Origin of the sequence: Janibacter sp. Soil728 (assembly GCF_001428305.1) — a bacterium.
Lineage (GTDB): Bacteria > Actinomycetota > Actinomycetes > Actinomycetales > Dermatophilaceae > Janibacter.
This window is the reverse complement of sequence record NZ_LMRZ01000004.1, coordinates 700626-718056: the sequence shown is the minus strand read 5'-3', so window position 1 is coordinate 718056 and position 17431 is coordinate 700626. Positions and strand designations below refer to the sequence as shown.

General features: G+C 70.4%; 19 protein-coding genes. 13 read left to right on the top strand and 6 right to left on the bottom strand.

Features of this window, described 5'->3' with window-relative positions:
• Positions 1-36 precede the first annotated feature (36 nt).
• A complete protein-coding gene (locus ASG73_RS10225; protein WP_082567138.1) occupies positions 37-2775 on the top strand; it encodes a helix-turn-helix transcriptional regulator in 2739 nt (912 codons plus the stop codon).
• A gap of 27 nt (positions 2776-2802) precedes the next feature.
• Here ASG73_RS10225 and dusB read toward each other — a convergent pair whose 3' ends face one another.
• Positions 2803-4038, bottom strand: coding sequence for a tRNA dihydrouridine synthase DusB (gene dusB / locus ASG73_RS10220; RefSeq protein ID WP_055994171.1), 1236 nt, complete (start codon positions 4036-4038; stop codon positions 2803-2805).
• Between the two features lie 49 nt (positions 4039-4087).
• Here dusB and ASG73_RS10215 point away from each other — a divergent pair, with 49 nt between their 5' ends.
• From ASG73_RS10215 to ASG73_RS10200, 4 genes are read left to right on the top strand one after another with little or no spacing between them, the layout of a single operon-like run.
• The gene (locus tag ASG73_RS10215; protein WP_055994169.1) at positions 4088-4735 is read left to right on the top strand and encodes a DUF1648 domain-containing protein; all 648 of its coding nucleotides are present in this window, start codon (positions 4088-4090) and stop codon (positions 4733-4735) included.
• Positions 4732-5691 (top strand): cation diffusion facilitator family transporter, encoded by a 960-nt coding sequence (locus ASG73_RS10210; protein ID WP_055994167.1) that lies wholly within the window; start codon positions 4732-4734, stop codon positions 5689-5691. Before ASG73_RS10215 ends, ASG73_RS10210 begins: the two co-directional genes overlap by 4 nt.
• Entirely contained in the window at positions 5688-6512 is an 825-nt protein-coding gene (locus ASG73_RS10205; RefSeq protein WP_055994165.1) for a sulfurtransferase, read from the top strand. Before ASG73_RS10210 ends, ASG73_RS10205 begins: the two co-directional genes overlap by 4 nt.
• A complete protein-coding gene (locus tag ASG73_RS10200) occupies positions 6509-7042 on the top strand; it encodes a DUF4303 domain-containing protein (protein ID WP_055994164.1) in 534 nt (177 codons plus the stop codon). The genes ASG73_RS10205 and ASG73_RS10200 overlap by 4 nt, the downstream gene beginning before the upstream one ends.
• Here ASG73_RS10200 and ASG73_RS10195 read toward each other — a convergent pair whose 3' ends face one another.
• Together ASG73_RS10195 and ASG73_RS10190 are read right to left on the bottom strand one after the other, a co-directional pair.
• On the bottom strand, positions 7043-7792 hold the full coding sequence (locus ASG73_RS10195; protein WP_055994163.1) for an alpha/beta fold hydrolase: 750 nt from the start codon (positions 7790-7792) through the stop codon (positions 7043-7045).
• 4 nt (positions 7793-7796) lie between these two features.
• Positions 7797-9203, bottom strand: coding sequence for a glycine--tRNA ligase (locus ASG73_RS10190; protein WP_055994162.1), 1407 nt, complete (start codon positions 9201-9203; stop codon positions 7797-7799).
• Between the two features lie 60 nt (positions 9204-9263).
• Here ASG73_RS10190 and ASG73_RS10185 point away from each other — a divergent pair, with 60 nt between their 5' ends.
• Genes ASG73_RS10185 through ASG73_RS10165 form a run of 5 tightly spaced genes read left to right on the top strand, consistent with a single transcriptional unit; the run spans position 9264 to position 12774 of the window.
• Positions 9264-9572, top strand: coding sequence for a DUF6703 family protein (locus tag ASG73_RS10185; protein ID WP_156466239.1), 309 nt, complete (start codon positions 9264-9266; stop codon positions 9570-9572).
• Positions 9573-9618: 46 nt separating this feature from the next.
• The gene (locus ASG73_RS10180; protein WP_055994158.1) at positions 9619-10569 is read left to right on the top strand and encodes a metal ABC transporter substrate-binding protein; all 951 of its coding nucleotides are present in this window, start codon (positions 9619-9621) and stop codon (positions 10567-10569) included.
• Positions 10560-11363: a metal ABC transporter ATP-binding protein gene (locus ASG73_RS10175; protein WP_156466238.1), complete on the top strand. Its 804-nt coding sequence runs from the start codon at positions 10560-10562 to the stop codon at positions 11361-11363. The genes ASG73_RS10180 and ASG73_RS10175 overlap by 10 nt, the downstream gene beginning before the upstream one ends.
• Positions 11360-12370, top strand: a complete 1011-nt coding sequence (locus tag ASG73_RS10170) for a metal ABC transporter permease (RefSeq protein ID WP_055994156.1) — start codon at positions 11360-11362, stop codon at positions 12368-12370. The genes ASG73_RS10175 and ASG73_RS10170 overlap by 4 nt, the downstream gene beginning before the upstream one ends.
• Entirely contained in the window at positions 12367-12774 is a 408-nt protein-coding gene (locus ASG73_RS10165) for a Fur family transcriptional regulator (RefSeq protein ID WP_055994153.1), read from the top strand. Before ASG73_RS10170 ends, ASG73_RS10165 begins: the two co-directional genes overlap by 4 nt.
• Here the strand turns inward: ASG73_RS10165 and ASG73_RS10160 are convergent.
• A complete protein-coding gene (locus tag ASG73_RS10160; RefSeq protein ID WP_055994151.1) occupies positions 12771-13721 on the bottom strand; it encodes a class II glutamine amidotransferase in 951 nt (316 codons plus the stop codon). The two genes, ASG73_RS10165 and ASG73_RS10160, sit on opposite strands and share 4 nt — an antisense overlap.
• Before the next feature lie 144 nt (positions 13722-13865).
• On the opposite strand from ASG73_RS10160, the gene ASG73_RS18180 reads away from it, so the two are divergent.
• Positions 13866-14003, top strand: a complete 138-nt coding sequence (locus ASG73_RS18180; protein WP_200946749.1) for a hypothetical protein — start codon at positions 13866-13868, stop codon at positions 14001-14003.
• Here ASG73_RS18180 and ASG73_RS10155 read toward each other — a convergent pair whose 3' ends face one another.
• Complete coding sequence (locus ASG73_RS10155; protein WP_055994149.1) at positions 14004-14786, bottom strand: isoprenyl transferase; 783 nt, start codon at positions 14784-14786, stop codon at positions 14004-14006.
• Positions 14783-15544, bottom strand: a complete 762-nt coding sequence (gene recO, locus ASG73_RS10150) for a DNA repair protein RecO (RefSeq protein ID WP_055994147.1) — start codon at positions 15542-15544, stop codon at positions 14783-14785. Before recO ends, ASG73_RS10155 begins: the two co-directional genes overlap by 4 nt.
• 94 nt (positions 15545-15638) lie before the next feature.
• On the opposite strand from recO, the gene ASG73_RS10145 reads away from it, so the two are divergent.
• Complete coding sequence (locus ASG73_RS10145) at positions 15639-16262, top strand: alpha-ketoglutarate-dependent dioxygenase AlkB (protein ID WP_055994145.1); 624 nt, start codon at positions 15639-15641, stop codon at positions 16260-16262.
• 95 nt (positions 16263-16357) lie between these two features.
• Positions 16358-17362, top strand: a complete 1005-nt coding sequence (locus ASG73_RS10140) for a DUF2157 domain-containing protein (protein ID WP_162253976.1) — start codon at positions 16358-16360, stop codon at positions 17360-17362.
• Positions 17363-17431: the final 69 nt, after the last annotated feature.

The window sequence follows — 17431 nt, the reverse complement described above, 5'->3', positions numbered from 1 at the left end:
CCGAGCGGGAGCTGACACGTCCCTAGACTGTGCAAGGTGGCACTCGTCGGCAGGTCGACGGAGCAGGAGGTCATCTCCAGGCTCATGGCGTCGACGCGCCTCGGACGAGGTGGGGCGCTCGTGCTCACCGGCGAACCCGGCGTCGGCAAGACCGCGCTCCTGGCCGATGCACTCGCGGGGCGGGACGAGCATGCCGACACACACGTGCTGCGTGTCACCGCCACGGAGATCGAGCAGGACCTTCCCTTCGCCACCCTGCACGCATTGCTGCAACCCGCTCTGCACCTCTTGGACGAGCTCCCGGAACTCCAGGCCCGGGCCCTGGCGATGGCACTGAGCCTGCAGAGCGGAGTCAGTGGCGACCGGTTCGCGGTCGGCGCAGCCACCTTCGGGCTGCTCACCAAGTTCGCCGAGGTGGCGCCGGTGATCGTGGCGCTCGATGACCTGCACTGGGCAGACATCCCCTCGGTCGAAGCCGTGGCCTTCGCCGCGCGCAGGCTCTCCAACGACCCGATCTGCGTGCTGATCGCCGGGCGCACCGGCGATCTGCCGAGTGCCGTGGACGGCTTGGACGTGCTCGAGGTGGTCGGCCTGAGTGCGCAGGGGTCTGCTCGGCTCATGGCCAAGGAGCACCCGACGGTGCCGGAGGCCACGGTCCGGCAACTGCACCGCACGACCGGCGGGAACCCACTGGCGCTGCTCGAGCTCGGCGCAGATCCCACCTCGCTGACCGCGTCACCGATCAGCGAGGCCGCGCCGGGAGTTCTCTCGACCCTGCCCGACCGACTCCGGACGGCGTACACCCGACGCCTGGATGCTCTTGCTCACGATGCCCGCGTGAGCGCCCTCGTGGCGGTCGTGGCCAGTGGCGACCCTCGGCTGGTACGCGCTGTCTGCCAGCGACTCGGGGTGGACGACGAGGCCGAGCTGAAGCGCGCCGAGGAGGGCGGGCTGCTGCGGGTCGGCACCCCCATCACCTTCCGCCACCCCATCCTGCGATCGGTGGTGTACGACTCCGCCAGCACGCAGCTGCGTCGCAGAGTCCACCTGGCGGTGGCCGACGAGCTGACCTCGGAGTCCGACCGGGACCGGCAGGTCTGGCACCTCGCCGCCGGAGCGACGCACCTGGACGAGGACCTGGCCCGACAGCTCGACGACCTGGGACGGCGGGCCAGCGTTCGGGCGGCCTTCACCGTGGCGTCCACCGCACATGAGCGTGCCGCCCGGTCGACTCCCACCCCAGAGGCAAGCCGGTCCCGGTTGATCACGGCTGCCGCGGCCGCGTGGGAGGGAGGCCAGCGGGAACGCGCACTCGCCCTGCTGGACGAGGCAGAGCCGGCGGGAAGCGCCGTGACCCTCGTGGGTTCGTCGCTGCGGGCGAGGATCGCCACCCGGTCCGGATCTCTGCGCGAAGGCCTCGTCCTGCTCGAACGTGCAGCAGGCGTCGCCGAACCTGACGCGCGAGTGCGACTCCTCGCCGAGGCCTGCCACGCCTGCATGTACCTGACCGACATGACGAGTCTGCAACGGGTGGAAGCAGCGCTGACCACGAGTCTGAAGAGGGCGTCCGGGCCAGACGCCCGAGCGATCGGGCTGGCTGCCGCGGGTGTGGCACAGGTGCTGCTGGGCCAGGACGGCGCTGCGCTGATCCGGGCGGCACTCCCCCTGCTCGTCCAGCAGATCGACCCTCTGGCCGACCCGTCAGCGCTGCCCTGGCTCATGCTCGCACCACTCTTCCTGCGGGACACGGAGCATGGTGGTGATCTACGACGCCTGGTCGATGACGCCAGGACTCGGGTCGGCGTGGGGGCACTGCCGAGCCTGCTCTTCCACGTCGCACGTGACCAGGCCACGACCCACGCCTGGGACCGCGCCGAGGCGAACTACGACGAAGCGGCCCGGCTGGCCCGTGAGACGGGACAGAGCACGGAGCTGGCCGTCTCGTTGGCCGGCCGAGCGTGTCTGGAGTCCCGACGGGGCGGTGACGCAGCCTGCCGGACGTACGCGAGGGAGGCGCTGGAGCTGTGCCGCGCGCGTTCCCTCCACTTCGGTGAGATCTGGTGCGAGCTGGCACTGGGTGACCTGGACCTGTCGCAGGGCTTGGCGCAGGAGGCCGCAGTCCGCTACCTCGCACTGGCTCAACGCTTGCAGGAGGAGGGAGTCCGTGATCCTGACCTGTACCCGGGACCGGACCTCGTGGACGCGCTGCTGCGTCTCGGACGACGCGAGGAGGCCGACGAAGCCGCCCACGCGTTCCTTGATCTGGCAGGGACTCTGGGACGGCCGTGGACGATGGCCCGCGCCGAACGGGCCATGGCACTCCTGGTTCCCGAGCAGGATGTCGACGCCCACGTGTCAGCGGCTCTGGTCCACCATGATCGGACCCGCGACATCTTCGAGACCGCACGCACCCATCTGGTCCACGGGATCCGCCTACGTCGAGCGGGACGACGGGTCGATGCCCGCGAGGCGCTGCGGCGAGCTCTGACGATCTTCGACGACCTGGGGGCCGTCACCTGGAGGGACGCCGCCCGCGCCGAGCTCGAGGCGACGGGCGAGACCGTGCCGGCACGTGAGGCAGTCGGTCCGGGGGCACTGACCCCGCAGGAGCTGCAGGTCTGTCTGCTCCTGACCGAAGGACGGACGACTCGTGAGGCGGCGGCAGCGCTCTTCATCAGCCCCAAGACGATCGAGTACCACCTCCGCAAGGTGTACCTCAAGCTCGCCATCCACTCACGCGACGAACTGGCCAAGGTCATCCACGGCAGCACCTGACCTGAGCGCTCCCGCGATCGACCGGAGTCAGCCGCCGTCGGCGACGGACTGCTCGGCGGCGGCGATCGTCGCCAGCTGCGCCTCGTCGAGGTCCTGCGAGGCCAGCCAGTTCTCGGGCAGCGCCACGACGCGCGACGATCCGGCGCGGCCTCGCTGGCCCTCGGCGGCGTCGCCGGGCCACGGGCTGGTCGGGTCCATCGTCTCGATGAGCCGGTCGAGCGCAGCGAGCGAGTCGACGAGCGCCAGCTGGTTGCGCACCGTCGACCCGGCGGGGAATCCCTTGAGGTACCAGGCGATGTGCTTGCGGATGTCGCGGCAGGCGCGCAGCTCGTCGCCGTCGTAGAAGTCGGTGAGCAGCTCGGCGTGCCGCCGCAGCGTGGCCGTCACCTCGCCGAGGGTCGGGCGCACGCGCAGCTCGGTACCGGCGAAGGCCGCCGCGAGATCGGCGAAGAGCCACGGACGTCCCAGGCACCCGCGACCGACCACGACGCCGTCGCAGCCGGTCTGCTCGACCATCGCGAGCGCGTCCTCGGCCGACCAGATGTCGCCGTTGCCCAGGACCGGCACGGACGTGATGGTCTCCTTGAGCAACCTGATGTGTGACCAGTCCGCGGTCCCGGAGTAGGCCTGGCTCGCGGTGCGCGCGTGCAGGGCGACGGCGGCGACGCCCTCCTGCTCGGCCGCGATCGCGGCCTCGAGGTAGGTGTGGTGCTCCGCGTCGATGCCCACGCGCATCTTGATGGTGACGGGGATGTCCCCCTTCGCCCCCTCGGTGACCGCGGCGGAGACGATCGCGCGGAAGAGGTCCCGCTTCCACGGCAGCGCCGCGCCGCCCCCCTTGCGGGTGACCTTGGGGACCGGGCAGCCGAAGTTCAGGTCGATGTGGTCGGCGCGCTCCTCGGTGACGAGCATGCGCACGGCTGCGGCGGTGGTCGCGGGGTCGACGCTGTAGAGCTGCACGCTGCGCGGACGCTCGTCCTCGTCGTGGGCGATCAGGCGCATCGACTCCGGCGTCCGCTCGACCAGCGCGCGGGAGGTCACCATCTCGTTGACGTAGAGGCTGCTGGCCCCGCTCAGACCGCTCGCGGCAAGCCCGGCGTCGCCCGCCTCGCGGCACAGGCGGCGGAAGGCGCGGTTGGTGATCCCGGCCATGGGCGCGAGGACGACCGGTGAGTCGATGACGTGCCGGCCGATGCGAAGGGGGGGCAGCACGCGCTCCCCCGTGGTCGCCGGGGTGGTGAGGGCAAGGGTCTCGGTGGTCATCGCGCCTCCCAGTGTCGCACCGCGAAAGCGAGGAGGGACAATCGCGTACGTGGACTCGCCATCTCCTCGCACTCGCCCCGTCCTCCTGTGGGCACTGCTGTGCCTCGCGCTCGGGGTCGCAGCGGTCGTCACCGGCGTGCTGCGCTATGACGCGCTGCCCGAGCGCTACCCGACGCACTTCGGCTTCTCCGGTGCACCCGACGCCTTCGGCACCAAGTCGTGGGCCACCGTCCTCGGGCCGCTCGTCATCGGCCAGCTGTCCGCTGTGGTCCTGCTCGCCCTGGCCCTGGCCATCCCCGGCAAGGGCGCCGGCATCCGTTCACCGCTCGCGGCCCTCGGCTGCGCCATCGGGGGCGGGGTGAGCCTGATGTGCCTGAGCGAGTACCTCGCTGACGACGCCGTGCCCGCCCCGTGGGTCCTGTGGGCCTTCCTCGTCGCCGTCCTCGCCGCGACGGTGTGGTTCGTGGTCGTCACGGTCAGGATGAGCCGCCGGGAGCTCGAGGGCGATCCGGACCGCGAGCACTGGCGGCTCGGTGGCCTGGTCTACGCCAACCCGGACGACCCGGACGTCCTCGTCAGCAGGCGCCTGGGCATGGGGACCACGATCAACCTCGGGCGGCCGCTCGGGTGGGCGGTGCTCGCGCTGATCCTCGCGCCCGTGCTCATCGTCGTCGTGATGGTCGTGCTGACCACGTGAGCACCTCCCCCCGGACCAGCCGGACCAGTCTCGAGAAGTTTGCCTGGCTGTCGATCGCCGCTGCCCTGGCGACCATCGCCCTGAAGACCGGCGCCTGGTACGTCACCGACTCCGTCGGCCTGCTGGCCGACGCCGCCGAGTCGATCGTCAACCTCGTGGCGGCCATCGCCATGCTCATCGCGCTGCGCGTCGCGGCCCGTGCAGCCGACGACAACCACCACTACGGCCACACCAAGGCGGAGTACTTCTCAGCCGCCATCGAGGGCGGCATGATCTTCGTCGCCGCGAGCTTCATCATCTGGCAGTCGATCACCCGCCTGCTCGACCCGCAGCCGATCGAGCAGGCCGGCATCGGCCTGGCGATCTCGGTCGTCGCCTCGATCATCAACGGCGCCGTCGCCTTCGTGCTCCTGCGCGCCGGCCGCAGGCACCGGTCGATCACGCTGCGCGCCGACGGGCAGCACCTGCTCACCGACGTGTGGACCTCCGTCGGGGTGATCGTCGGCGTCATCCTCGTCGTCGTCACCGGCATCGACCGGCTCGACCCCCTCGTGGCCATGCTCGTCGGACTCAACATCATCTGGACCGGGTGGAAGCTCATCAGCGAGTCGGGCCGTGGCCTCATGGACGAGGCACTCGACCCCGAGATCAATGCGGCGATCGCCGCTGCCCTCGACGCGCGACGCACCGACGATGTCGACTTCCACGGCCTGCGCACCCGCGGCGCCGGGCACCTGTCCTTCGCCGAGATGCACGTCCTCGTCCCCGGTTCGTGGTCCGTGCGTCGGGCGCACGACGTCGTCGAGGACGTCGAACGCTCGCTGCAGGAGGAGTTCGAGGACCTGGAGATCACCACCCACATCGAGCCGCGCGAGGACCCTCGCTCGTACGACGACTTCGGCGACTACGAGGTCCCGATCCAACCCCTGACCGACGACCACGAGGAGACCCCGTGAGTGCCCTGATCACCCCCACCGACCTGCAGGACGAGATCGCCAACAACCCCAAGCTCGTCGTCCTCGACGTGCAGTACACGCTGAGCGGTGAGGGCCCCGGGCTCTACGCGGCCGGCCACGTGCCGGGCGCTCCCTTCGTCGACCTCGACACCGTGCTCGCCGGACCCGCGGGCGAAGGGGGGCGACACCCCCTTCCCGATGTGGAGACGCTGCAGGACGGGCTGCGCGCGGCCGGTGTCCAGACCGACTCCGTCGTCGTCGTCTACGACCAGCAGCCCTCCCTCGGCGCTGCCCGCGCCTGGTGGGTCCTGCGCTGGGCGGGCATCGAGGAGGTCCTGGTGCTCGATGGCGGGCTCGCCGCGTGGCGGGCCGCGGGTGGCCCGGTGAGCACCGAGCCGGTCGAGCCGGAGCCGGGTGACGTCGTCCTCGACCCCGACGAGCTCGTCGCGCTGGACGCTGACGATGCGGCGGCCACCGCCAAGCTCGGCGTACTCGTCGACGCCCGCTCCCCTGAGCGCTTCCGCGGGGAGGACGAGCCCATCGACCCCGTCGCCGGGCACATCCCCGGCGCGGTCAACGTGCCGATGGCCGAGCTGGTGACCGACGACGGGCGACTGCGCCCGGCCAAGGAGCTGCGGGCACGCTTCGGCCAGCTGGACATCGACGAGGTGACCGTCGTCGGGACCTACTGCGGCTCCGGCATCAGCGCGGCCCACACTGCGCTGGCCCTGCACGAGGCAGGGGTCGAGGCCGACCTCTACGTCGGCAGCTGGAGCGACTGGATCACCGACCCGAGCCGACCGGTCGCCACGGGCGAGTGACCCCCTTCGCCCGCCTGACCGAGTCCCTCGTGGCGGCGCTCGTCGTCGACCTGCCGGCCGCGCTCGGTCCGTGGCGCGGGTCCACCCTCTACACGGTGTGCCTCGGCACCGACAGCGACCCGATGACCATCGTGCCCATGGCACACACGGAGGAGCGACTGGCGGCCCTCGCGCCCGGCGCCGACGAGGAGTACCTCCGATGGTGCTGGAGCGAGTGGGCAGAGGGGCTGGCCGCGCCGTCCGTCGCGGCCGTCACCCGGCAGATGGAGGCGCTGCGGCGTGATCCGGCGCTCGGCGACGCGAGGGCCCGCTCGGGCGGCTGCTTCCGCGCCATGATCGATGCCCTCGACGACGAGCGGACCCGCGCGGCGATCCGCTCCGTCGACGCCTCCTGGGACCCGGTCCTCCACCTCCAGTCCAGCGACCCGGGGGGCCTCGACGCCCTCCACGGGCGCCTGTCGGTGGAGCAGCTCAACCCCGCCCACCCGCGTCAGGACCTCGTCGAGTCCCTGCGCCGGTTCATGGCCTGATCAGCTCGGCGGCAGGGAGCTGACGAACTCCGCGATGGCCCGGGCCACCGGGGCCGGGTGGGTCATCGGCGCGAAGTGCGTGGCCCCGGCCACGTGGACGATCTCGAGGTCCTGACGCAGGCGACGGGCCCTCCCTTCGCCCACCCGGAACTGGTCGAACTCGCCGTTGATCGCGAGGATCGGGACGTCGATCCGGCTGAGCGCACTGAGGTCCACGCCGTCGATCACGGCATCCCACGCATCAGGGATGGCGGCCAGACCCGGGCCCCGTTCGGTGACCGCTGTCGCTGTGCGCGCGCCGATGATCCGGCGCAGCGAGGCGGCGTCGGTCTCCATCAGCGAGGAGGCGCGCCGCTCGTCCACCAGGCCCGCGCGCAGGGCACTGCCGAAGGCCCGGTAGATGGCAGCGAGCCGCGAGGAGGGCTGGGCGGTCGACCCCATGAGCACGAGTCCGGCGAGGACGTCGTGGTTCTGCGCGGCCCAGTCCATCGCGACATAGCCACCGAGGCTGTGCCCCGCGAGGACGACCCGGTGCCGGTCCGGCTCGAGGGAACGGATCGCGTCGCCGACGACCTCGAGTGCTCCGGCCATCGTGAAGGGCTCGCCGCTGGCCAGCCCGTGCCCGGGCAGGTCGACGTGATCGCAGACGATGCGGCCGAGGAGGACCTCCTCGAGCGGGATCCACGCGGCCGCGTTGAGGCGGCTGCCGTGGACGAGCAGCAGCCGGATCGGCTGGGCCGTCCGGCTCATCGGGTCAGGACCCGAGCAGCTTCGGCGCGAGGTAGGCCTCGACCTGGTCGATCGAGATCCGCTCCTGCGCCATCGAGTCACGCTCGCGGATGGTCACCGCGTTGTCCTCGAGCGTGTCGAAGTCGACGGTGATGCAGAAGGGGGTGCCGATCTCGTCCTGGCGGCGGTAGCGCTTGCCGATCGCCTGGGCGTCGTCGAAGTCGACATTCCAGCTCTTGCGCAGCTGGGCCGCGAGGTCACGCGCCTTGGGCGACAGGTCTGCATTGCGCGACAGCGGCAGGACGGCGGCCTTGACGGGAGCCAGCCGGTGGTCCAGGCGCAGGACGGTGCGCTTGTCCACGCCCCCCTTCGAGTTGGGGGCCTCGTCCTCGGCATAGGCGTCGACGAGGAAGGTCATGATCGAGCGCGACAGGCCGGCCGCCGGCTCGATGACATAGGGCGTGTAGCGCTCGTTGTTGGCCTGGTCGTAGAAGACCAGGTCGGTCCCGGAGTGCTTGCTGTGGCTCAAGAGGTCGAAGTCGGTGCGGTTGGCGATGCCCTCGAGCTCGCCCCACTCGCTGCCGGCGAAGTTGAAGCGGTACTCGATGTCGACGGTGCGCTTGGAGTAGTGGCTCAGCTTTTCTTGAGCGTGCTCGTAGTGGCGCAGGTTGTCGGGGTTGATGCCCAGGTCGGTGTACCAGCGGGTGCGCTCTTCGATCCAGTACTGGTGCCAGTCCTCGTCCTCGCCCGGCTTGACGAAGAACTCCATCTCCATCTGCTCGAACTCGCGGGTGCGGAAGATGAAGTTGCCCGGCGTGATCTCGTTGCGGAAGGACTTGCCGGTCTGCGCGATGCCGAAGGGCGGCTTCTTGCGCGAGGTCTGCAGCACGTTGTTGAAGTTGGTGAAGATGCCCTGGGCAGTCTCGGGGCGCAGGTAGTGCAGCCCGGACGCGTCCTCGATGACCCCGAGGTGGGTCTTGAGCATCATGTTGAACTCGCGGGCCTCGGTCCACTGGCCGCGGGTGCCGCAGTCGGGGCAGACGATCTCGCTGAGGGGAATCTGATCGGGGTCGATCTCCTGCCCCTTCTTCGCCGCCTTGTCGGCCACGGCCTCCTGCAGGTGGTCCTGACGATGACGCTTGTGGCAGTTGAGGCACTCGGTGAGCGGGTCCGTGAAGGTCCCGACGTGACCCGAGGCGACCCAGGTCTCGCGCGGCAGGATGATCGAGGAGTCCAGGCCGACGACGTCGTCGCGGCCGGTGACCATCGACTTCCACCACTGACGCTTGATGTTCTCCTTCAGCTCCACACCGAGTGGTCCGTAGTCCCAGGCGGACTTGGTCCCGCCATAGATCTCACCGCAGGGGAAGACGAAGCCTCTGCGCTTGCACAGGTTGACGACGGTGTCCACGGTGGAGGTCTGCTTGGCCATGTGGGAGAGGTTATCCGGGACTGCGTCGGACAACCGCATCGGGCCGCCTACCCTGTGGGGGTGTCCAGCAGTCCTACGCCCCGTCCCGAGCCCGTCGCGACCAATGCCTTCGAGCGTGCCAGCCTGCCGGCGACCCGGTTCCTCGCGCACCTGCCACCGCTCGTGCCGATCGTCGCCGTCTTCCTGCTCGTGCTCGTCGGTGCCTTCCTCGGCCCGTGGGGTGCCATCCCGCTCGGGCTGGTCGTCCTCTTCCTGCTGTGGATGCTGGCCCTCAGCTGGCCGCGCCTGACGACGAGCGAGGTGCTCATGCGAGCTGCCGTGATCGTGCTCGTCCTCGCTCTGGCGGCGATCAAGCTCTTCCCCCGCTGACCCCATGAGTTGACAACGGTTCTCATCATTGGTGAGAATCGTTCTCATGAAGATCAATCGCATCGTCCTGTCTGTCTCGGCCGCCGTCCTCGCCCTCACCGGCTGCGGCAGCGGCAGCGGCGACAGTGGGAGCGGTGGCGGTGAGCGGCTGTCGGTCGCGACGAGCTTCTACCCTCTCCAGCACGCCGCCCAGCAGGTCGGCGGCGACCACGTCGACGTCACCAACCTCACCAAGCCGGGCGCCGAGCCCCACGACCTCGAGCTCACCCCCAAGCAGACCCTTGATGCGACCAAGGCGGACGCACTGGTCTACCTCAAGGACTTCCAGCCGTCGGTCGACGACGCCTCCAAGGAGGCCGGGGACGCCGCCTTCGACGTCTCCCCCTTCGCCCGCCTCGACCTCGAGCCGGCACAGCACGAGGACGAGGGCGAGGGCGAGGGCGAAGGAGGCGACCACGAGGGCCACGACCACGGCAGCGTCGACCCCCACTTCTGGCTCGACCCGACGCGGTACGCCGACGTGGTCGACGCGATCGCCGACCGGTTCGCCGAGATCGACCCGGACCACGCGGCCGACTACCGGGCCAATGCCAAGGCGTTCACGGCCGAGCTCGACACGCTCGACCGGGACCTCGAGCAGGGCCTGAGCACCTGCCGCAGCGAGGACCTCGTGACGGGGCACTCGGCCTTCGGCTACTTCGCCGACCGCTACGGCTTCCACCAGGAGTCGGTGAGCGGCCTCTCCCCCGACAGCGAGCCGAGCCCCAGCGCGCTCGCCGACCTCATCAAGCACGTCAAGGACGAGAAGATCGGCACCGTGTACGCCGAGACCCTCGTGCCTGCCGATGTGGCCAAGACCATCGCCCGCGACTCCGGGGCCAAGGTCGCCGTGCTCGACCCCATCGAGGGCCTGACCGACGAGTCCGCCGGATCGGACTACGTTGAGATCATGCGCAGCAACCTGGCGACCGTCCGCAAGGGACAGGGGTGCAGTTGAGCACGACCCCACCCGTCATCCAGCTCTCCGGAGCGGCCTTCGGCTACGGAGACCGCACCGTCGTGAGCGGCCTCGACCTCACCGTCCACCGCGGTGAGGTCGTCGCGGTGCTCGGACCCAACGGCGCCGGCAAGTCCACTCTCGTCAAGGGCTTGCTGGGGCTGGCCGAGCGGCACGACGGCAGCTCCCGGATCCTGGGCCACGAGGCCGGCAGCGCCGAGGCGCGCGCCGGCATCGGGTATGTCCCGCAGCGCCACACCCTCGCGTCTGCCGTCCGCGCCACGGCCGCCGAGATCGTCACCATGGGACGCACCGTCCGTACGCCGTGGTGGGCGCCGTGGCGCAGCCGCTCCGCCGCCGACCGGTCCTTGGTCGAGGAGTCGCTCGCGGTCGTGGGACTGGGCGACCTCGCGTCGCACGATGTGGCGACCCTCTCCGGCGGGCAGCAACGTCGCGTCCTCATCGCGCGGGCCCTCGCCAGCGAACCGGAGGTCTTCCTCATGGACGAGCCGACCGCTGGCGTCGACCGCGGGCACCAGCAGGTCCTCGTCGCCGTGATGCGCCGTCTCGTCGAGCGCGGCGCGACCCTGGTCATCGTCACCCACGAGCTGGACGCCCTGGCCGAGATCGTCACCCGCGCGGTCGTCGTGCGCGGCGGCGGCATCAGCTTCGACGGGGCACCGGAGCAGCTCTCGCCCGGTGACGACGCGCACGCCCACCACGACGACGAGGACGACTCTCCCCCGACGTCGGTGCCCACCACGATCCTCACGACGAAGGGGGGACCCCGATGATCGACATCCTCAGTCTCGAGTTCATGCGCAATGCCCTCCTGGCCGCGCTGCTCGTCGGTGCCTCCGCGCCCCTCGTCGGGGTCTTCCTCGTCCAGCGCGGCATGTCCCTCATCGGCGACGGCATGGGCCACGTGGCCCTCGCCGGCGTCGGCATCGGCCTGCTGACGAGCACGAGTCCGGTCCTCACGGCGCTCGTCGTCGTCGTCCTGGCCGCCGTCGCCATCGAGCTGCTGCGCCACCTCGGCCGCACGGGGGGCGACCTGGCCCTCGCCGTGATGTTCTACGGCGGTCTCGCCGCGGGTGTCGTCATCATCGCCAAGGCGCCCACCGGCTCGGCCACCAACCTGCAGGGGTACCTCTTCGGCGCCCTGACCACGGTCACGCGCAGCGACCTCGTGCAGTTCGCGGTCCTCGCAGCGGTCGTGCTCGTCACGGTGCTCGTGCTGCGCGACCGCCTCTTCGCCGTCGCCCAGGACGAGGAGTACGCCCACGCCTCGGGTCTGCCCGTCCTCGCGACCAACATCCTGCTCGCCGTGCTCACCGGGGTCACCGTCGTCATCTCGATGCGGGTCATCGGCCTGCTGCTCATCAGTGCCCTGATGATCCTGCCCAATGCCACCGGGCAGTACCTCGGGCGCTCCTTCCGCGGGAGCCTGCTGTGGGCCGTGCTCGTCGGCACGCTGACGAGCGTCGGGGGCGTCGTCACGAGCTTCTACGCCGACACACCCTCCGGCGCAACGATCGTGCTGATGGCCATCGCCGTCTTCGTCGCGGCCGCGTGCCTGGTGACGGCCGTGCGGGCCCTCACCCGGCGGCGCCATCTCGCCGCGGAGGCGCACGAGCACGTCCATTGGGAGGAGTGCGGCCACGACGTGGTCCTGCACGGTGACCACGTCGACTTCCTCCACGACGGGCACCGCCACGCACGGCACGGCGACCACTGGGACGAGCACGGCCCCGACCACACCGACCACGAGGACCCAACGCTCGAGAGGAGCCACCGATGACCGACACCCGCACCCGCCGGCCCACCCGGCAGCGCACCGCGATCGAGGCGGACGTCGACCGGTACGACGAGTTCCGTTCTGCCCAGGAGATCCACTCCAGCCTGGTCGCGGGCGGTGACAAGATCGGTCTGGCGACCGTCTACCGGACCCTGCAGGCGATGGTCGACGAGGACGCGCTCGACTCCCTTCGCACCGACGACGGCGAGCAGGTCTACCGCCGCTGCAGCACCGGTCACCACCACCACCTCGTCTGCCGCGACTGCGGCAGGACCGAGGAGGTGGAGGGTGCGGCCGTCGAGCGCTGGGCCGAGCGGGTGAGCGCCGAGCACGGCTTCACCGATGTCGCGCACACGATCGAGCTGTTCGGTCGTTGCGCGGAGTGCGCCTCCGGGCCGTCGACCTAGAGCTGGAGCTGCTTGACGGACTTGGTGATGTGCTTGCCGTCCTTGGCGAGGAACATGATCGACCCGTACTCCAGTGGGATCCAGTCGTCGCCGTCCTCGCTCAGCGGCTCGGAGGCGAAGAGGGCCGCCGTGGCCTGATCCTCGGTGCACTCCTGGAAGCCGTAGTTCGCCTCGTCGTGCTGGAAGTTGCGGCCCAGCAACAGGTACATCGGCTCCAGGAGCATGGACAGGGCGAACTCGTCGGTGCCGGGGCCAGCGGTGCGCAGCTCCTGCCAGTCCCCTGACGGGTCGACCTCACCGTCGTGCCCGAGACCCCAGTTGATCCCGATGACCCGGTCCTGGGAGACCAGGGCCATCTTCAGCTTGGTCAGCCCCGGCAGCTCGAGGTCCTTCATCGCCTTGGCGATCAGGCGCAGCAGCTCCTCGACCGCGCGCTGGACATCCTCGTCACCGTCGCCCTCGAGCAGGGACAGCAGGAGCGCGTAGATGAACTCCGTGTCGGTCGTGCCGAGCATCTGTGTCAGGTACTCGTCCTTGCAGTGCTGCAACAGCTCCCGCTGCAGGACCTGCCAGCCCGGCAGGTAGCCGTTCTGCGCCACGATCCACCGCGTCCCCTCGAAGCAGAAGGGATGGCAGTTCTCGTCGGCCATGACGACCTTGGCGTCATAGGCCGCCGCTCGCACGTGCGCCAGCATGGTGCTGGCCTGGAGGCTGGGGAGCATCCGGGTGGCGTTGTCGTCGTAGAAGGCGGCCATCGGCCGGCGGTAGATGAAGGGCTCCTCCGGCTTGAGCAGGTGCTCGCTCCAGGCGCCGAAGCCCCAGCCGGCCAGCTGGAGCTCCGGGTGGCGCTCCGGGTCGAGGGCCTGGTTGATCAGGCTGTTGTCCGGCTTCAGCAAGAGATTCTCCAGCGAGATCTCCGGACCGATGTAGGCAAGAACTCGACACATACGTTCTCCTCAGATGGCAGATCGATGAACGCAGGTCGCGTGTGTCGCCAGCGTATGGCAGCACACGACCGGAGGTGGGCGCACCGCCCGGTTTGACCCCGGGACCCTCGGGTAGGGAGGTCCTCCCGATCAAAGGAGTACGGCATGGCCCAGTGCGAGCTCTGCGGCAACGACTACGACAAGTCCTTCGAGGTGGTGGCAGCAGGCGCGACCCACACCTTCTACTGCTGCGCGCACTGCGCCCGGCACGCCGAGGACGCGCCGGTGAGCGACCGGGCCTGACTAGGAGCCCGCGGGCGCGTCCACCGCTGCCCCGTACCGCCGCTCGCGCTGGGCATAGGTCTCGATGGCCGCCCACAGGTGGCGTCGGTCGTAGTCGGGCCACAGCGTGTCCTGGAAGACCATCTCGGCGTAAGCGGACTGCCACAGCAGGAAGTTGCTCGTGCGCTGCTCCCCCGAGCTGCGCAGGAAGAGGTCGACGTCGGGCATCGACGGCTCGGTGAGGTAGCGCGCGATGGTCCGCTCGTCGATGCCCGACCCCTTGAGCCGCCCGGCCTTGACGTCGTCCGCGATGCGCCGCACGCCGTCGACGATCTCGGCGCGACCGCCGTAGTTGACGCAGAAGTACAGCGTCATCGCGTCGTTGTCCTTGGTCATCTCCTGAGCGGTCTCGAGCTCCTTGATCACCGAGCTCCACAGGCGCGGGCGCCGGCCGACCCACCGCATGCGTACCCCCCACGCATTCAGCTGGTCGCGACGCCGACGGATGACATCGCGGTTGAAGCCCATGAGGAAGCGCACCTCCTCGGGCGAACGGCGCCAGTTCTCCGTCGAGAAGGCATAGGTCGACAGGTGCTTCACCCCGATGTCGAGGGCGCCGGCGACGACGTCGAGCAGCGCGCCCTCCCCCGCCTCGTGCCCCTTGGTCCGCGCCAGGCCCCGCTGGTTGGCCCAGCGGCCGTTGCCGTCCATGACGATCGCGACATGCCCGGGGACCAGGTCCGCGGGCACGGGCGGCGGCGTCGCTCCGCTCGGATGGGCGAAGGGGGTCTCGTAGCGGCTCATCCGGTCCTCTGCGGTCGGGTCTGGTCGACGCGGGTGCGATCGACGTGACGAAGGGAGAGCACCCCGCGCTCGAGGTGCCACTGGAGGAAGGCGGAGGTCAGGCCGGAGCCCTCGCGGCGGTGCCGGTCCAGCGAACCATCGGCCGAGACCCAGTCACCGGCGAGCAGCGCGGCGAGCAGGTCGAGGGTCTCGGGTGCTGGCGAGGACGATCCGGGCACCCGGCACAGGCGGCAGAGCACCCCGCCGGACGCGACGTGGAAGGCGCGGTGCGGACCCTCGTCACCGCACTGCGCGCAGTCGTGGAAGCTCGGCGCCCACCCCGCGACGGCCAGCGCGCGCAGGAGATAGGCGTCGAGGATGAGCTCGGACGCGTGGTCGTCGTTGGCCAGGGTGCGCAGCGCGCCGGCGAGCAGCAGGTACTGCTGGACGGTTGGCTCGTGCTCCTCGGTGAGCCGGTCAGCAGTCTCGAGGATCGCGCTGGCTGCGGTCCACCGCGCGTAGTCGCGAGCGATGACATCGCCCCACGCGTCGATCGACTCGGTCTGGGTCACCGTGTCGAGGTTGCGGCCCTCGTAGCACTGCAGGTCGACGTGCATCCCGGGCTCGAGGCGGGCGCCGAACTTGGACTTGGTGCGGCGTACCCCCTTCGCCACCGCGCGGATCTTGCCGCGACCGCGCGTGAGCACGGTGATGATCCGGTCGGCCTCACCCAGCTTGTGGGTGCGCAGCACGACCCCGGAGTCGCGGTAGAGGGGCACGGGCCCATTGTCCCCCTTCGCACGGACACGACACGCGCCCCCACGCCGAGCCGGGCTCTCGAACACACGTTCGACCTGCTGCTAGCCTTGACGCATGCTGGCGCTCCAGTCCTCGCTCTTCGACACGGCCGAGTCCCCCACGCTCGGCGATCTCGAGCGGCGTCACCGACGCTTCCTCGACGAGACCGCGTGGCTCGACCTCGTGCCCGGCTGGGCCTGCGGCAGCGACGAGGTGCTCGACACGCTCCTGCACGAGGTGCCGTGGCGAGCCGAGCGCCGGCAGATGTACGACTCGGTCGTCGACGTCCCTCGCCTGACCTGCTTCTACGGCGCAGGTGCGCCCCTCCCCCACCCGCTGCTCACCGACATGCGTGAGCGGCTCTCGCAGCACTACGCGGCTGAGCTCGGCGAGCCCTTCGTCACCGCCGGGCTGTGCCTGTACCGGCACGGCGAGGACTCGGTCGCCTGGCACGGCGACCGCATCGGACGCAGTCGTGACGAGGACACGATGGTCGCGATCGTCTCCCTGGGCTCGGCCCGCCACCTCACCCTGCGTCCACGGGACGGTGGCCGCTCGCAGCGGGTCGCCCTCGGCCACGGCGACCTCGTCGTCATGGGCGGCGCCTGCCAACGCACCTGGGACCACGCGGTGCCCAAGACCTCGGCCGCCGTCGGGCCCCGCGTCTCGATCCAGTTCCGCGTGGCCGGCGTGCGCTGACCCCGGTGAGTGATCCCACCCATACCGCTCGCGACGCGGTGCCGAGATGATGGGACATGGCGCTCGTCCGAGCCCCATCAGGGCAGGAGGATCCCATGTCCGCTCATCCGCACTCAGTCCACACGGTGACGGCCGTCGACGAGCTCGTGGCCGCAGGCATCATCGATCCTGCTGATCGTGACCGTGCGCTCATCGTCATGAGCGGCACCGATCAGGGCAGCACGGGGCGTGGCCGTCTGGCCGGGGAGATCAGCGCCTATGTCGGTGGGGTGCTCGTCTTCACCGCCGCAGCCCTCTTCGTCGGGACCCAGTGGTCGCAACTGACCTCCGGCTCTCGTGCCGGCCTCGTGGCCGGTGCGGCGGCGGTCCTCGCGGCTGCGGCGGGAGCAGTCGTCGGGCTCGCCCACGGTCCCCGGCACATCCGCATGTCCAGTACCGACGCGCGTCGGCGGTTGGCCGGCGCCCTGCTCGTCGGTGCCGGCACCTTGGCAGGGTGGGCCGCACACATCGTCGTCACCCAGGTGCTGGGCCACGAAGGCCCGCGGATCGAGGTCTTCGGTTTCGGCGTGGGCCTCGTCGTCCTCCTGCTGGGCTACCTGCTCTCCCCCACTGTCGTGGGCCTGCTCGCCGGGGCCGGGGCGTGGGTCGGCCTCGGGACCTCTCTGGCGACCGGCCGGGAGTGGTCCTTCAGCTACGCGCTCTTCAGCGGGTTGCTCCTGGTCGCAGCACTGGCCCTCGTCGCACTCGCGGAGTCGGGTCACCTCTACACGCGACAGACCGGTCGACTCACCGCCGGAGCCCTCGCCGCAGGTGCCGCCCAAGCGGTGTACGGCGTCTGGGACAACCTCACGCCGGCCTACATCGCCCTCGGTCTGCTGGCCGTCGCGACTCTCGCCGGATACGCGGCGACTCGGGCCTGGCCCCATCTGGCGGTCGGAGTCGTGACAGCGACGGCAGCGAGCACTCAGGCCGCCTTCGACCTCGGCGAGGGGTCGCTCGGCGCGGCGGGCGCGCTCCTCGTGGCAGGCGTGGTGCTCCTGCTCACCAGTCTCCTGGGCGCCGCCATCCACCGTCGACGCGATCCCGGACGGATCGCCTGACCCGGCGGAGCATCACCGCCAGCACGCTCGACAAGACACACCTCGCCTTGGCAAGAGTGTGAAACTCTT

What these genes read in the sequence shown, in the direction of transcription:
- ASG73_RS10140 (WP_162253976.1), top strand. Translation starts at nt 16,358, where the DNA reads ATGTCCGCTCATCCGCACTCAGTCCACACGGTGACGGCCGTCGACGAG.
- ASG73_RS10170 (WP_055994156.1), top strand. Translation starts at nt 11,360, where the DNA reads ATGATCGACATCCTCAGTCTCGAGTTCATGCGCAATGCCCTCCTGGCC.
- ASG73_RS18180 (WP_200946749.1), top strand. Translation starts at nt 13,866, where the DNA reads ATGGCCCAGTGCGAGCTCTGCGGCAACGACTACGACAAGTCCTTCGAG.
- ASG73_RS10190 (WP_055994162.1), bottom strand. Translation starts at nt 9,203, where the DNA reads ATGGCCAAGCAGACCTCCACCGTGGACACCGTCGTCAACCTGTGCAAG.
- ASG73_RS10180 (WP_055994158.1), top strand. Translation starts at nt 9,619, where the DNA reads ATGAAGATCAATCGCATCGTCCTGTCTGTCTCGGCCGCCGTCCTCGCC.
- ASG73_RS10160 (WP_055994151.1), bottom strand. Translation starts at nt 13,721, where the DNA reads ATGTGTCGAGTTCTTGCCTACATCGGTCCGGAGATCTCGCTGGAGAAT.
- ASG73_RS10155 (WP_055994149.1), bottom strand. Translation starts at nt 14,786, where the DNA reads ATGAGCCGCTACGAGACCCCCTTCGCCCATCCGAGCGGAGCGACGCCG.
- dusB (WP_055994171.1), bottom strand. Translation starts at nt 4,038, where the DNA reads ATGACCACCGAGACCCTTGCCCTCACCACCCCGGCGACCACGGGGGAG.
- ASG73_RS10165 (WP_055994153.1), top strand. Translation starts at nt 12,367, where the DNA reads ATGACCGACACCCGCACCCGCCGGCCCACCCGGCAGCGCACCGCGATC.
- ASG73_RS10195 (WP_055994163.1), bottom strand. Translation starts at nt 7,792, where the DNA reads ATGAGCCGGACGGCCCAGCCGATCCGGCTGCTGCTCGTCCACGGCAGC.
- ASG73_RS10145 (WP_055994145.1), top strand. Translation starts at nt 15,639, where the DNA reads ATGCTGGCGCTCCAGTCCTCGCTCTTCGACACGGCCGAGTCCCCCACG.